10 protein-coding genes are annotated in these 13,470 nt (G+C 65.9%); 4 read left to right on the plus strand and 6 right to left on the minus strand.

Features of this window, described 5'->3' with window-relative positions:
• Nucleotides 1-144 precede the first annotated feature (144 nt).
• A complete protein-coding gene (locus KCG88_RS29105) occupies nt 145-2,247 on the plus strand; it encodes a mechanosensitive ion channel domain-containing protein (RefSeq protein WP_210713649.1) in 2,103 nt (700 codons plus the stop codon).
• A 336-nt stretch (nt 2,248-2,583) separates the two neighbouring features.
• Here the strand turns inward: KCG88_RS29105 and KCG88_RS29110 are convergent, their stop codons facing one another.
• Nucleotides 2,584-6,870 carry a DEAD/DEAH box helicase gene (locus KCG88_RS29110; protein WP_210713650.1) on the minus strand — a complete coding sequence of 1,429 codons (4,287 nt, stop codon included), beginning with the start codon at nt 6,868-6,870 and terminating at the stop codon, nt 2,584-2,586.
• A gap of 189 nt (nt 6,871-7,059) precedes the next feature.
• On the opposite strand from KCG88_RS29110, the gene KCG88_RS29115 reads away from it, so the two are divergent.
• Both KCG88_RS29115 and KCG88_RS29120 read left to right on the plus strand, forming a co-directional pair.
• Nucleotides 7,060-7,944 carry a sugar nucleotide-binding protein gene (locus KCG88_RS29115; RefSeq protein WP_210713651.1) on the plus strand — a complete coding sequence of 295 codons (885 nt, stop codon included), beginning with the start codon at nt 7,060-7,062 and terminating at the stop codon, nt 7,942-7,944.
• The gene (locus tag KCG88_RS29120; RefSeq protein WP_047289520.1) at nt 7,937-8,866 is read left to right on the plus strand and encodes an NAD-dependent epimerase/dehydratase family protein; all 930 of its coding nucleotides are present in this window, start codon (nt 7,937-7,939) and stop codon (nt 8,864-8,866) included. Before KCG88_RS29115 ends, KCG88_RS29120 begins: the two co-directional genes overlap by 8 nt.
• Before the next feature lie 59 nt (nt 8,867-8,925).
• On the opposite strand, the gene KCG88_RS29125 is transcribed toward KCG88_RS29120, so the two are convergent.
• From KCG88_RS29125 to KCG88_RS29145, 5 genes are all read right to left on the minus strand, one after another.
• Nucleotides 8,926-9,624 (minus strand): OmpW family outer membrane protein, encoded by a 699-nt coding sequence (locus KCG88_RS29125; RefSeq protein ID WP_011063748.1) that lies wholly within the window; start codon nt 9,622-9,624, stop codon nt 8,926-8,928.
• A 167-nt stretch (nt 9,625-9,791) separates the two neighbouring features.
• On the minus strand, nt 9,792-10,313 hold the full coding sequence (locus KCG88_RS29130; RefSeq protein ID WP_047337937.1) for a DUF3299 domain-containing protein: 522 nt from the start codon (nt 10,311-10,313) through the stop codon (nt 9,792-9,794).
• A 25-nt stretch (nt 10,314-10,338) separates the two neighbouring features.
• Complete coding sequence (locus KCG88_RS29135; RefSeq protein ID WP_047289519.1) at nt 10,339-11,604, minus strand: ABC transporter permease; 1,266 nt, start codon at nt 11,602-11,604, stop codon at nt 10,339-10,341.
• Nucleotide 11,605: 1 nt separating this feature from the next.
• Nucleotides 11,606-12,316 carry an ABC transporter ATP-binding protein gene (locus KCG88_RS29140; RefSeq protein WP_019093216.1) on the minus strand — a complete coding sequence of 237 codons (711 nt, stop codon included), beginning with the start codon at nt 12,314-12,316 and terminating at the stop codon, nt 11,606-11,608.
• Nucleotides 12,317-12,377: 61 nt separating this feature from the next.
• Nucleotides 12,378-12,986 carry a DUF2796 domain-containing protein gene (locus tag KCG88_RS29145; RefSeq protein ID WP_210713652.1) on the minus strand — a complete coding sequence of 203 codons (609 nt, stop codon included), beginning with the start codon at nt 12,984-12,986 and terminating at the stop codon, nt 12,378-12,380.
• A 134-nt stretch (nt 12,987-13,120) separates the two neighbouring features.
• Between KCG88_RS29145 and KCG88_RS29150 the strand changes: the two genes are divergently transcribed.
• Complete coding sequence (locus KCG88_RS29150) at nt 13,121-13,462, plus strand: hypothetical protein (protein ID WP_047337911.1); 342 nt, start codon at nt 13,121-13,123, stop codon at nt 13,460-13,462.
• The last annotated feature ends 8 nt before the right edge of the window (nt 13,463-13,470 follow it).

Here is a 13,470-nt window from a genome sequence, read left to right on the forward strand (position 1 = left end):
AGTCCAGTGGCCGGCCACTGTCCGGGCGCATCGATAGCGAAGACGCTTTGGGTCAGCGCGTGTGACCCATGGGGCAGTTGAAGCGAACTTGCCGGACGTTTGCTGATCAGTTCCTTACAGACCCTGCTGAAGGAGCCCTGCGTTGTGTTGAATTTCAAGACCGCGATCTTGCTCGGGGTGCTGCTCGTTCTGGGCAGCAGCGAGCTGAGCGCCGCTACCACCGCTACAACACCCCCGGCCCCGGCCAAGCCCGAACTGCTGGTGGAAGGCGGCCTGCTGGGCGCCATCAGTTCGAGCATCGACGATGTCCAGGACAAGCTCGACCTCAATGAAAACCTGATCGACGCCTGGCGCCTGCGGGCCGACCGCGCGGCGGACGAAGTGGGGCGCCTGGTGAACCAGCCCTCGGACCGTTCGGGCTGGAGCGTGGCCGGGGATTTCCTCACCTTGTCCGGCACCTGGCTGGGCAGCTTCGCCCTGCTCACGGTGCTGGGTGGGCTGCTGGTACGGCGGCTGAGCCAGCGGCCCTGGCTGCAAGCCCGGCCCCGAGGCCAGGGCCTGTTGGAATACCTGCTGCCTTACACCTTGCCGGCCTTGGTCTGCCTGCCGTTGACGCTTTACGCCAGCCATTCCCTGAACGGTTCGGTAGGGCGGGCGCTGGCCCTGTGCCTGGCCTACGCCACCAGCAGCGGCATCGTCTCGACCTCGGTGCTGTTATGCCTGATCGTGATGTTCAACGTCGGGCACAAGCGGCCCGCGGTGCGGATCATCCGTGGCTACTGCCCGAAACCGCTGTTTCTGATCGGTTTCCTTGCGGCCCTCAGCGATGCCCTGACCAGCCCGCAGATCGCCCGCCAGCTGGGGGGCAATATCACCAGCAGCGTGGCGGTGTTCACCGGCCTGCTGGCCTCGCTGATCTTCGCGGTGCTGGTGATCCGCCTGCGCCGGCCGGTGGCGCACCTGATCCGCAACCGCTCCCTGGTCCAGCGTCTGAAACAGCCGGCGTTGCAGGAGTCGCTGCGGATCTTTTCCGGGCTCTGGTACTGGCCGATCCTGCTGATGGTGCTGGTCTCGGCGGTGAGCCTGATCGGTGCCGGCGAAGACAGCCAGCAGGCCCTGCGCTGCGCCTTGCTGACCACCGTGCTGCTGATCGCCACAGTGTTCCTCAGCACCGTGCTGCAGCACCTGTTCAAGTCCCGTAGCGCCCAGACGATTCAACGCAGCAGCGCCTACAAGGAGCGTTTTCTGAGTCTGTTGCACGCCCTGCTGCGGATCGTCATGGCCATCGCCTTCATCGAGATCCTCGGGCGCATCTGGGGGATCTCGCTGTTCGAGTTCGCCCAGCGCAATACCGTGGGCCGGGCCATCAGCGACTCCCTGAGCAGCATCGGCCTGATCTTCCTGGTGACCTGGCTGCTGTGGGTGGTGCTCGACACGGCGATCCAGGAGGCCCTCAAGCCACCGGCCAACAAGCGTTCGGCGCGTCAGCCCAGTACCCGGGTCAAGACCATCCTGCCGCTGCTGCGCAATGCGATCAAAATCATCCTGGTGGTGATCTGCGCGATCACCACCATGGCCAACCTGGGGATCAACGTCGCGCCGCTGCTGGCCGGTGCCGGGGTAGTGGGCCTGGCCATCGGCTTCGGTTCCCAGCAACTGGTGCAGGACGTGATCACCGGCCTGTTCATCATCATCGAAGACACCCTGTCCATTGGTGACTGGGTGGTGCTCGACTCCGGCCATGCCGGCACCGTCGAGGGCCTGACCATCCGCACCCTGCGCCTGCGCGACGGCAAGGGTTTCGTGCACTCGGTGCCGTTCGGCCAGATCAAGGCGGTCACCAACCAGTCGCGGCAGTTCGCCTATGCCTTCTTCTCGGTGCAGTTCACCTACGACACCGATGTCGACAAGGCCATCGAACTGATTCGCGAAGCCGGGCGCTCCATCAGCGAGGACAGCTTCCTGCGCTACAACCTGCAAGGCGGCCTGGACGTGTTCGGGGTGGACAAGATGGACCTCAATGGCGTGGTGCTGACGGCCCAGTTCCGCACGGTGTCCGGCGGCCAGTACGCGGTGAGCCGGGCCTTCAACCAGCGCTTGAAAAAGCTTGTGGATAACTGCCCCTGGGTGCACTTCGCCCAGACTTACCCACAACCGGTGGTGTTGCCGGCGCGGCGGGTTCCTGAAGACGAACCGGAACAGGACGACTCGGCGCTGCTGCTCCCCGAATCCCCCCGCCCGCAATGAGTGTGCAACGACGGCCAGCGTAAGGGCCGGCGGATATGGCGCAGGGCTCACGGGCCCTTTCGCCGGCAAGCCGGCTCCTACGAGGGTGGGCGTGGATTGTCTGGAAGGGCGCCTGCTGCCTGTTTAGGAGCTGGCTTGCCAGCGAAGAGGCCGCTGGATATGGCGCAGGGCTCACGGGCCCTTTCGCCGGCAAGCCGACTCCTATGAGGGGGGGTGGATTGTCTGGAAGGGCACCTGCTGCCTGTGTAGGAGCTGGCTTGCCAGCGAAGAGGCCGCTGGATCTGGCGCAGGGCTTACGGGCCTTTTCGCCGGCAAGCCGGCTCCTACGGGGGGAGGTCAGTGCCGGATGAGCTTGTTGCGCAGGGCCTGGGCGGCCTGGGGGTCCAGCTCCAGCCACAGGTGCTGGGTGCCGCCGATGTCGGCAGCCGCCGGCAGGCCGTCGCGGAACACCAGGCGGTTGCCGCTCAGGGCCGGGACCTTGGGCCCGGGCAGCAGGGTCCCGGCAAGGTTCAGCGGGTCCACGCCGCACACCGCGATCAGGCTGCCGTCATGGGGCCGGCGGCGCACTTCGCGCAGCAGCGGGATGGCTTCCGGCAGGGCGAACTGCTCGCCGGCCAGGCCGCTGACGAAGCGCCCGCCGCGAATGTCTCCGCGGGCTTCCAGGCGATGGAAGGTACGCAGCAGATCGCGCCAGCTGGGCAGCCAGTCGGCCTCGCGCTCCAGCAGGCGCCAGAACACCACGCCATAGCGGCGTAGCAGGGTCATGGCCACGTGCTCCAGGGTGGCGGCGCTATCCTCGCTGGCGGCGCGGCGCAACAAGGCCCAACGCCCCGCGTCGTCCATTCCTCCGACGAAGGCGCCGCGACCCCGTCGGCTGCTGCGGTTCTGGCGCTTGCTGGCCGGGGTGATCAGGGCCCGCAGCCCGGCGAAGCTGTCGGCATTCACCCATCCGGCGCCCACCAGTTCCTGCAGCACGGTTTCCAGTTCGCTGCGCAGCAGGTGGGCTTCCTGCAGCAGTTCATCGAAAAACAGTGCGCCCAGCTGGCTCAGTACGGCGTGAACCTTCTGCGCCTTGGGTGACAAGTCACTGCTGTCGATGGGGCAGGTCAGGGCGTTCCAGAGCGCCACGCGGGCCCGGGGCAGCAACACGATGGGGGTGCTGCGCAGGGCGCTGCCGGCGATCTTGCCGCTGCTGTTGATCCGGCTCCAGACCACCTTGCCGCTGCGGCACAGGTCATCCAGCCAAGTGGCGGAGTAATCCTTCAGGCGCGCCGGCAGCAGGTCGCTGTCCCAGGCCGAGGCCGCTGCGGGGTAGCCTTCGAATTGCGCGACCACCTCGGCCAGCATGGCGCTGCCCTGGCCCTGGGTACCCGGCGACAGGTGCTGCCAGTCGAACAGAAAGCGCATGAAATCCTGCAAGGCCACCGGTTCGATTTCCCGGCGCAGGCGCTTCACCGTATAGCGGTGGATCCGCGCCAGCAGGTGACGTTCGCACCATTGTTCTTCATCGCCGCCGGGGCTGAAGCGCCCCCGCAGCACATAACCTTCGCTCTCCAGCTGGATCAGCGCCTGGTGGATGCTGGAAGCGGGCAGGCCCAGGGGCGCGGCGATCTGCGCCAGGGTCAGGGGGGCGAAGCCGCTGAGGCGGGCGCGAATCAGCTCCACCAGGGCCGGCTGTTCCTCCCAGGCCTGGTCGAAACCGGGCACCGGTTGTAGCGCGGGGTGCAAGGCGGCCTGAGGGTACAGCGCCCGCAGACAGCAGATGCGCTCCAGGGCCAGCCACAAGCCGCCGCCCGGGCCGGCCTGCAAGCGGCAGGCGCGGCCCTGGCTGGAAAGGGCTTGCAGCCACTCGGGCCAGTGGAGGTTGGCTTGGGCCTCGGCTTCGCTGATACAGGCCAGGCTCATCAGCGCTTCGTGCATTTCATCGGCACTGGCCGGGGCTGGCCAGGCTTCGGCGGCCACCGCGGCAATCGCTTCGGCATCCAGGGCGCCCAGGTCGTCGGTGGCTTGCGGGTCGCTCCAGCGTCGGGCCAGCACCGCCTGGGTACGGCGTTCCTCCAGGGGCGCGTCATCGAGAAAGGTGTAGGGCTTGGCGCTGAGGATTTCCGCCGCCAGGGGCGAGGGCGCCGGCAGTTCGCGGCTGAGCAGGCGCACCTGGCCCTGTTCCATGCGCCGCAGCAGGTTCAACCAGCCTTCGCTGTCCATGGCTTCGTGCAGGCAGTCGTCGAGGGTCTGCTCCACCAGTGGATGGTCGGGAATCTCGCGCTCGCCGGCCAGGTTTTCCAGGCAGGCGATCTGGTCGGGAAACACGCTGGCGATCAGGTCTTCGCTTTTCATGCGCTGGATCTGCGGCGGCACTTTGCGCCCGCCGCTGTAGCGCGGCAGGGCCAGGGCCACCCCCGCGTTCCAGCGCCAGCGTACGCCGAACAGCGGTGCGTCCAGCAGCGCCTGGACCAGGATGTGTTCGGCGCTGTTGCTGTGCAGGTAACGCCAGACCTCGTCCAGGGCGAAGCTGTGGCTGGTGGACAGGGAAAGGACGATCGCGTCCTCGCTGGCGGCGGCCTGCAGTTCGAAATTGAAGGTGCGGCAGAAACGCTTGCGCAGGGCCAGGCCCCAGGCGCGGTTGATGCGGCTGCCGAAGGGGCTGTGGATCACCAGTTGGGTGCCGCCGGACTCGTCGAAGAAGCGCTCCATGATCAGCGTGTCCTGGGACGGCAGGGCGCCCAGGGCCAGGCGCGCCGGTGCCAGGTAATCCACCAGTTGCTCGGCGCTGGCCAGGTTCAGTCCCAGTTCGTGGTGCAACCAGTGGATGGCCGCTTGCAACTGGCCGGGCGTGGCGCCGAGCAATTCGTCGAGCTGGGCCAGCAGGCGCGCCACGGCACTGGAGAGTTCGGCGCTGCGCCCGGGGGCTTCGCCGAGCCAGAAGGGAATGTTCGGCGGCTGGCCCTGGGCATCCTCGACCCGCACCTTGCCGGTTTCCACCCGCAGGATGCGGTAGGAGGTGTTGCCCAGCTGGAACACGTCGCCGGCGATGCTTTCCACGGCGAAGTCTTCGTTGACGCTGCCAATGTTCAGCCCCTGGGGCTCTAGAAGCACGCTGTAGTCGGCGTTGTCGGGGATGGTCCCGCCGCTGGTCAGCGCGGTCAGTTGGGCGCCTCGACGGCCGCGCAGGGTGCGGGCCAGGGCGTCGCGGTGCAGGTAGGCGCTGCGCAGGCCCTGGCGTCCATTGAAGCCCTCGGCGAGCATCTGCAACAGCGCCTGGTAGTGGGCCTGATCCAGGTCGGCGTAGGGCGTGGCCTTGCGCAGCATGTCCAGCAGCGCGGCTTCCGACCACTCCTGGCAGCTGACTTCAGCGACGATCTGCTGGGCCAGCACATCCAGGGGGGCATGGGGTATCAGTAGCCTGTCCAGTTCGCCCCGGCGCACGCAGTCGAGCAGGGCGGCGCATTCGATCAGATCGTCGCGGGTCAGGGCGAACAACCGGCCCTTGGGCGTGCCGCCCACCTGGTGACCGGAGCGGCCGACCCGCTGCAGGAAGGCCGAGATCGAGCGCGGCGAGCCGATCTGGCACACCAGGTCGACATCACCGATATCGATCCCCAGCTCCAGGGAAGCGGTGGCGATCAGCACTTGCAGGTCGCCGGCCTTGAGCCGCTGCTCGGCTTCCAGGCGCTGCTCCTTGGCCAGGCTGCCGTGGTGCGCGGCCACCGCCTGCTTGCCCAGGCGCTCGCTGAGGTGGCGGGCCAGGCGTTCGGCCAGGCGCCGGGTGTTGACGAATATCAGCGTGGTGCGGTGTTCCCGGGCCAGGTTGGCGAGGCGTTCGTACACCAGCTCCCAGACGTCATTGGCCATGACCGCCGACAGCGGCACCGGCGGCACTTCGATGTCCAGGTCCCGGGGCCGGGCGTGGCCGATATCGACGATTTCGCAGGGGCGGCCGTGGCCCACCAGAAAGCGCGACACGGCTTCGATGGGCTTCTGCGTGGCGGACAGACCGATGCGCAGCAAGGGTTCGGCGCACAAAGCCTGCAGGCGTTCCAGGCTCAAGGCCAGGTGGCTGCCGCGCTTGCTGCCGGCCAGGGCGTGGATTTCGTCGACGATCACGCTGCGGGTGCTAGCCAGCATCCTGCGCCCGGAATCCGAACCCAGCAGCACGTAGAGGGATTCCGGGGTGGTGACGAGGATCTGCGGCGCGCTCTTGCGCATGGCGTTGCGGTCTTTCTGCGGGGTATCGCCGGTGCGCACCGCGGTGCTGATGGACAGTTCCGGCAAGCCCATGCGGCGCAATTGCTCGGTGATGCCTGCCAGTGGCTGCTGCAGGTTGATCTGAATGTCATTGCTCAAGGCCTTGAGTGGCGACACATACACCACCAGGGTGGCGTCCGGCAGCTGGCCACCGCCGGCCAGCCCCTGGCGCACCAGGTCATCGATCACCGCGAGAAAGGCGGTCAGGGTCTTGCCGGAGCCGGTGGGCGCGGCGATCAGGGTCGAACGGCGCTGGGCGATCAGCGGCCAGGCGCGGGCCTGGGCCGGGGTCACAGCGGCAAAGGTATGCTTGAACCAAGTGCTGACAGCGGGGTGGAAGCCGTCCAGCACCGGATTCACGGATTGGGCAAGGTTCATGGATGGATTTATGCGGCCGCTCCCGGCAACTTGCAAGCACCGTTGATTCCATGGGGCCTCGACACTTTCTGAGTGACGCTTGCGCCACAAACCCGCAAAATGCAACGATTCCGGCAATTATCGGCGGCCAGCCCCGAGGGGCTGGCCGACTCCAACCATCGTTCTGAACAGACTGGGCCTGCTGACTCTATGCGAATGCGCCTTATGTTACTGGGCGGCGGAAATGCCCTTGGGCAGGCGCTGATTCGCCTGGGTGCGGAGGAAGACATCGGTTTCCTCGCCCCCCGTCCGCCGCAAGACGGCTGGGATGCCGCGAGCCTTACGCAACTGCTCGACGACACCCGCCCGGATGCCTTGATCAACCTGGCTTACTACTTCGACTGGTTTCAGGCGGAGAGTGTGAGCGAGGGGCGCTTGAGCGGCCAGGAGCGGGCGGTCGAGCGCCTGGCAGAGCTGTGCCGGCATCACAACATCATTCTCCTGCAACCTTCGAGCTACCGGGTGTTCGACGGCTCCCGGGCGACTGCCTACAGCGAAAAGGACGAGCCGGTGCCCCTGGGCCTGCGCGGCCAGGCCCTGTGGCGGATCGAGCAAAGCGTTCGTGCCACCTGCCCGCAGCACGTGCTGCTGCGTTTCGGCTGGCTGCTGGATGACAGCCCGGACGGCATTCTCGGGCGTTTCCTGGCCCGGGCCGAATCCCCGGACGAACTGTTGATGGCCGACGACCGGCGGGGTAATCCGACCCCGGTGGACGATGCCGCGCGGGTGATCATCTCGGTGCTCAAGCAGCTCGATTGCGCCGCGCCGCTTTGGGGCACTTACCACTACGCCGGCCAGGAAGCGACCACGCCCCTGGCCCTGGGGCAGGCGGTGCTGACCGAAGCCCGGCAATTGCACCCGCTGGCCATCGAGGCGCCCACCGCCCAGGCCCATGCCGCCAGCGCCGATGCCGCCGAAGAACCGCAGCACGCAGTACTGGCCTGCAAGAAAATCCTTCATACCTTCGGGATCAAGCCGCGCGCCTGGCGTGCCGCGCTCCCGGCTTTACTGGATAGGTTTTATCGTCATGGCTGAAGGCCTCGTATTGATCACCGGCGGTGCCGGTTTCATTGGCTCGCACCTGGCCGATGCCCTGCTCGCCAAGGGCTACGCGGTGCGGGTGCTGGACGACTTGTCCACCGGCAAACCGAGCAACCTGCCGTTGGCTGATCCGCGGGTCGAACTGATCGAGGGCAATGTGGCCGATGCGTCGCTGGTCAGCCAGGCCATGCAAGGCTGCTGCGCTGTGGCGCACCTGGCAGCGGTGGCTTCGGTGCAGGCCTCGGTGGACGACCCGGTACAGACCCACCAGAGCAATTTCATCGGCACCCTGAATGTCTGCGAGGCCATGCGTGAGCACGGCGTCAAGCGAGTGCTGTTCGCTTCCAGCGCCGCGGTCTATGGCAACAACGGTGAAGGCCAGTCCATCGACGAGGACACGGCCAAGGCCCCGCTGACCCCTTATGCCTCGGACAAACTGGCCAGCGAGTATTACCTGGATTTCTACCGGCGCCAGCACGGGCTGGAACCGGCGATCTTCCGCTTCTTCAACATCTTCGGTCCGCGCCAGGATCCGTCTTCGCCCTATTCCGGGGTGATCAGCATCTTCAGCGAACGGGCCCAGCAAGGCTTGCCGATCACCGTGTTCGGCGATGGCGAGCAGACCCGGGATTTCGTCTACGTCGGCGATCTGGTGCAGGTGCTGGTGCAGGCCATCGAGGCACCGCAGTTGGAAGTGGGGGCGGTCAACGTTGGCTTGAACCAGGCCACGACCCTCAAGCAGATGCTCGCGGCCCTGGCCGAGGTGGTGGGTGCCTTGCCACCCATCAGCTATGGCCCGGCCCGGGCGGGCGATATCCGTCATTCGCGGGCTGCCAACCAGCGCTTGCTGCAGCGCTTCAAGTTCCCCGAGCCGACCCCGATGAGCGTCGGCCTCGCCCGCCTGATGGGGCGCTGAGGGAAAACACGCACATGAAAAAGGCGCCTCGCAAGGCGCCTTTTTTATTGCTGGCGGGTTTAGAACTTGTAACCCAGGCCCACCATGTAGACCCATGGGTCGACGTCCACATTGACCTTGGCACGAGTGCCGGCGGCCAGGGCGTTGTTGTCCACGTAGGCGCGGGTATCGATGTCGATGTAGCGTGCCTGGGCGTTGATCATGATGTTGTCGGTCAGCATGTAGTCGGCACCGATCTGCCAGGCCAGGCCCCAGGAGTTCTTGGCGCGGAAGTTGTCGAAACCTTCGGACTGGGCGCGGCTGCCGACGTGCTCGTCGTAGATCCAGGTGTAGTTGATACCGGCACCGACGTAGGGTTGGAACACCGACTTGTGGTCCAGTGGGTAGTACACCACGCTCAGGGTCGGTGGCAGGTGCTTGAGAGTACCGAGCTTGCCGTTGGCCGGAGCCAGGGACGTATTGCGGATCTTCACGTCGTGTTCGAACGGGGTGGCGGCCAGCAACTCGATACCGATGTTGTTGGTCAGCATGTAGGCGAAGTTCAAGCCCAACTGAGTGTCGCTGTCCATGGTCGCCTTGCCGCCCAGGTTGGCGCCAGCCAGTGGGCCGCTGTCGACCTTGACGTCGGAGCTGTTGGCTTTGGGTTTGACGGTAATCGCACCAGCACGAACGATGATGTCACCGGCTTCGTGGGCGTTGGCAATCGGGGCGGCGAGTGCGAGCGCGATCAGGGAGGCGCTAAGCAGAGACTTGTGCATGGGAGCTCCAAAGGACGATTCAAATTGGCTATGTCCAATGGTAAGGATCGTCAAGTTGACCACCTTGACTCAGCTCAATGAAATGGCAAACCCCGGTTGGCGGGGTGAACTATTCTTTTGCCCCGCACTCTTTTGACGTTCCCCGGGCGTCGCTCGCGCGCACTCTTTTACTCCGGCAACTCGTAGACGTAGATCTTCTGCGCCGCCATCTGGTAGCCGGCATCCGCCAGCTCGCTGGTGGAGGGTTTGACCTGCATGTCGCCTTCGATCCAGTACGGTTGGTACAGCTCATCGAGCTTCACCCCGACTTCGCTGGTGACGTGGACGATCTGGTTCGACGGCGGTGGCGGTACGTGGATGCAGGCGCCGAAGTAGGGCACCAGCAGGAAGTCGGTGGTGCGCCCTTCCTCGTTCACTTCCAGGGGCACGATGTAGCCGGGCAGGCGTACCGATTGACCATCGAGGCTCTTCACCACCGGTGCATTGGGCAGGTCCTGCTTGGCGGCCGGGGCCGATTCGGCGGCCAGCGCATCGCTCATCTGCGACAGGTCGTGCAGCGGCTTCATGTTCGGCACTTCCGGCGGCGCGTCCGGCGGGATCATTTCCGACCAGGTCAGGTCCTTCGGAGCGCCCGCCGCCCACAGCGGCGAGCTGAACAGCAGCGACAGGGCAAGCACAGAGCGCAGCAAGCGTTGGGTCTTCATAAACCAGGGCTCATAAACGAATCGACAGGCCATCGGCCAGGGATTGCCGGTAGGCGCGCCAGGCCGGCACGCTGCCCATCAGCAGCGCGGCAATCAGAATACCGCCCAGCAGCGTCCACTCATACTGGCTGGGCCAGGACAGTGGCAGGTACAGGCCGTAATTGGACTGCACGTAGCCCTGGGCCAGGGCGATGCCCAGGTACAGCAGGCCGAGCCCGGCCAGCACCCCGAACAGCGCCAGGGCGAAGGCTTCGAAGATCAGCAGGGTCGCAATGTGCCAGGGGCGCGCGCCCACCGAGCGCAGGATGGCCATCTCCCGCCGGCGCTCATTGAGGCTGGTGAGGATCGCCGTGAGCATGCCGATCAGGCCGGTCAGGACCACGAACAGCGACACCACGAACAAGGCTTTCTCGGCGGTGCCCATCAGGCTCCAGAGCTCCTGCAGGGCCACGCCGGGCAGGATCGCCAGCATCGGCTCGCCGCGGAATTCGTTGATCTCCCGTTGCAGGGCGAAGGTCGAGATCTTGCTGTTGAGGCCCAGCATGAAGGCGGTGATGGCCTGGGGCGTCAGGTCCATGTTGCGCGCCTGGTCGGCGCTGATGCGCCCCTCGCCACGGGCCGGCACGCCGTTGTGCCAGTCGATATGAATCGCCTCCATGCCGCCCAGGCTGATGTGCAGGGTGCGGTCCACCGGAGTGCCGGTGCGCTTGAGGATGCCGACCACGGTGAAGGGCTTGTCGTCGTGCTTGACCAGGCTGATGGCCGCCACGCCGTGGGCCAGTACCAGCTTGTCCCCCAGCTTGTAGTGCAAGGCTTCGGCGACTTCGGCCCCCAGCACCACCTCGAAGGGGTCGCTGGCGAAGGCCCGGCCCACCGCCAGTTGCAGGTTCTGCTGGTGACCGTACTGGTAGTGCTGGAAGTAGGCGTCAGTGGTGCCCATCACCCGGTAGCCGCGGTGGGAGTCGCCCAGGGAAATCGGGATCGCCCACTTCACCTTCGGGTTGCTGGCGAAATGCTCGAAGCTGTCCCAGCGAATGTTGTTGGTGGCGTTGCCGATGCGGAATACCGAGTACAGCAGCAGGTTCACCGAACCGGAGCGGGCGCCGACGATCAGGTCGGTGCCACTGATGGTGCTGGCGAAGCTGGCCCGGGTTTCGGTGCGCACCCGCTCCACCGCCAGCAGCAGGCAGACCGAGAGGGCAATGGCGAAGGCGGTGAGGATTGCGGTAAAGCGACGGTTAGCCAGGCTGGCCATGGCTAGACGGAACAGATACATCTCAGACCTCTGCGGGCTTGGCGGCGCGATTGAGTTCGGCCAGCGACAGGTTGCGATCGAACAGCGCTGCCAGGCTCTGGTCGTGGCTGACGAACAGCAGGCTGGCCCCGGCTTCGCGGCATTCGGCGAACAGCAACTGGAGGAAGGCTTCCCGGGCGTCGTGGTCCAGCGCCGAGGTCGGCTCGTCGGCAATCACCAGTTCCGGCTGGCCGATCAACGCCCGGGCTGCGGCGACCCGTTGCTGCTGGCCGATGGATAGCGAATCGGCGCGGCGACCGAGCAGTTCCGGATCCTTCAGCCCCAGGTGGGCCAGCAGGGTGGCTGCGGCCTGGTCGACGCTGCCGTGGCGCTGTGCGGCGCGGCCGGCCCGTAGCTTGGAGAAGTGGCAGGGCAGCTCGACGTTCTCGCGCACCGAGAGAAACGGCAGCAGGTTGAACTGCTGGAAGATGTAGCCGGTGTGATCGACGCGAAAGCGGTCGCGGGCGCCGGCCGAAAGCTCGGTCAGCTCCTGGCCCAGCAGGCGGATGCTGCCCTGGTTGGGTTTCTGCACGCCGCCCAGCAGGCCCAGCAGGGTGGTCTTGCCGCTGCCGCTGGGGCCCTTGAGGAACAGGGTTTCGCCGACTTCCAGGCGAAAGTCCGGGATGTCCAGTAATGGTGGATGACCGGGCCAGTTGAAGCCCAGGTTGGACAGTTCGATAAGTGCTTGGGTCATGTCGGGTCGATCATCGGATGAGTGTTGTAGCCGCCGAAGGCAGCGGCTACAGGGTTGGCGCTCAGAACTTCAGGGTGGCGGCCGTGGCGCTGGCTTCGACGCCCTGCTGGCCATTCGGCGAAATGAGTTGTACCTGAATTTTCTGGGTGGCGGGGAAGGTCTTGAAGATCTGCCCCAGATCGAGGCTCTTCAGGGCATCCGGCTTGGCGCAGGTGAACTGGTAGTGGGCGTGGATCTCGCTGTGCTCATGGTGATGCTCGTGGCCAGCGGCGTCCTTGGCATCTTCATCGTGGTCGTCGTCATCGTGATCATCGGCATCGGGCTTGTCGCCGAACAGCGGGCTCTCCAGCTCCTGCTTGGCCACCACGCACGCCGCTGCCTTGGGCAGGCTGAACAGCACCAGCGGCTGTTCCAGCTGGGTGCGGGCGGCAGCCACCTTGGCCTTGTCGGCATCGGTGCTCGGAGCATGTTCGAAGCCCACCAGGTTCATTGCCGGGCTTTCCAGTTCCAGTTCCAGGGTCTGGCCATCGAGCACTGCGTTCAAACGGCCGACTCCATGTTCGTGGGCGCCGAGGCTGCCATGTTCATGCTCGTGATCATGGGCTTGCGCGGCCTGGGAGGCGGCCAGCGGCAACAGGGCGAACGGCAGGGCGAGTAGCAGACGGCGCATAGCAAGTCTCCGGAGCGAAGATGAAATAAATGTTATGTGATCTTATAACAATCGGTCGCTGAGTTTGACCGTCCGCTTGGCGTTGCGCAAGACGCGTGGGAGCATGCTCGTCAGAAAAATTCAGGAGCACAGCAATGTTGCGGATTCGTGGAAGCATCGGCGACTGGCCGGTGGATTTGACCCTGGAACTGGACGAAGGCGACTGGGCGCAACTGGGGGCGCAGTTGCAGGCGGCCAAGCCCGAGAGCGTCGCGGTGGCGGCGAAGCCGGCCAGCCAGGACGATGCCTTGTGGCAGGCCACCAAGGAGTTGCTGCGCAAGGCCGGGCAGCTCAGTGGGCCGGAGTTGCTGGAGCAACTGGAAGGGCTGGCCGGCAGCGCGGCGGCGGGCAAGCGCTTGTTGGTGCGCTTGCGCCACTGCGCTGAGGTCAAGGTGGTGAGCGGCGCGGATACTCCGCTCTACAGCTGGGTGCAATGACCCTGTAG

Origin of the sequence: Pseudomonas sp. MWU349, assembly GCF_017947325.1 — a bacterium.
Taxonomy (GTDB): Bacteria; Pseudomonadota; Gammaproteobacteria; order Pseudomonadales; family Pseudomonadaceae; genus Aquipseudomonas; species Aquipseudomonas protegens.

What these genes read in the sequence shown, in the direction of transcription:
- KCG88_RS29110 (WP_210713650.1), bottom strand. Translation starts at nt 6,870, where the DNA reads ATGAACCTTGCCCAATCCGTGAATCCGGTGCTGGACGGCTTCCACCCC.
- KCG88_RS29115 (WP_210713651.1), top strand. Translation starts at nt 7,060, where the DNA reads ATGCGAATGCGCCTTATGTTACTGGGCGGCGGAAATGCCCTTGGGCAG.
- KCG88_RS29120 (WP_047289520.1), top strand. Translation starts at nt 7,937, where the DNA reads ATGGCTGAAGGCCTCGTATTGATCACCGGCGGTGCCGGTTTCATTGGC.
- KCG88_RS29125 (WP_011063748.1), bottom strand. Translation starts at nt 9,624, where the DNA reads ATGCACAAGTCTCTGCTTAGCGCCTCCCTGATCGCGCTCGCACTCGCC.
- KCG88_RS29135 (WP_047289519.1), bottom strand. Translation starts at nt 11,604, where the DNA reads ATGTATCTGTTCCGTCTAGCCATGGCCAGCCTGGCTAACCGTCGCTTT.
- KCG88_RS29140 (WP_019093216.1), bottom strand. Translation starts at nt 12,316, where the DNA reads ATGACCCAAGCACTTATCGAACTGTCCAACCTGGGCTTCAACTGGCCC.
- KCG88_RS29145 (WP_210713652.1), bottom strand. Translation starts at nt 12,986, where the DNA reads ATGCGCCGTCTGCTACTCGCCCTGCCGTTCGCCCTGTTGCCGCTGGCC.
- KCG88_RS29150 (WP_047337911.1), top strand. Translation starts at nt 13,121, where the DNA reads ATGTTGCGGATTCGTGGAAGCATCGGCGACTGGCCGGTGGATTTGACC.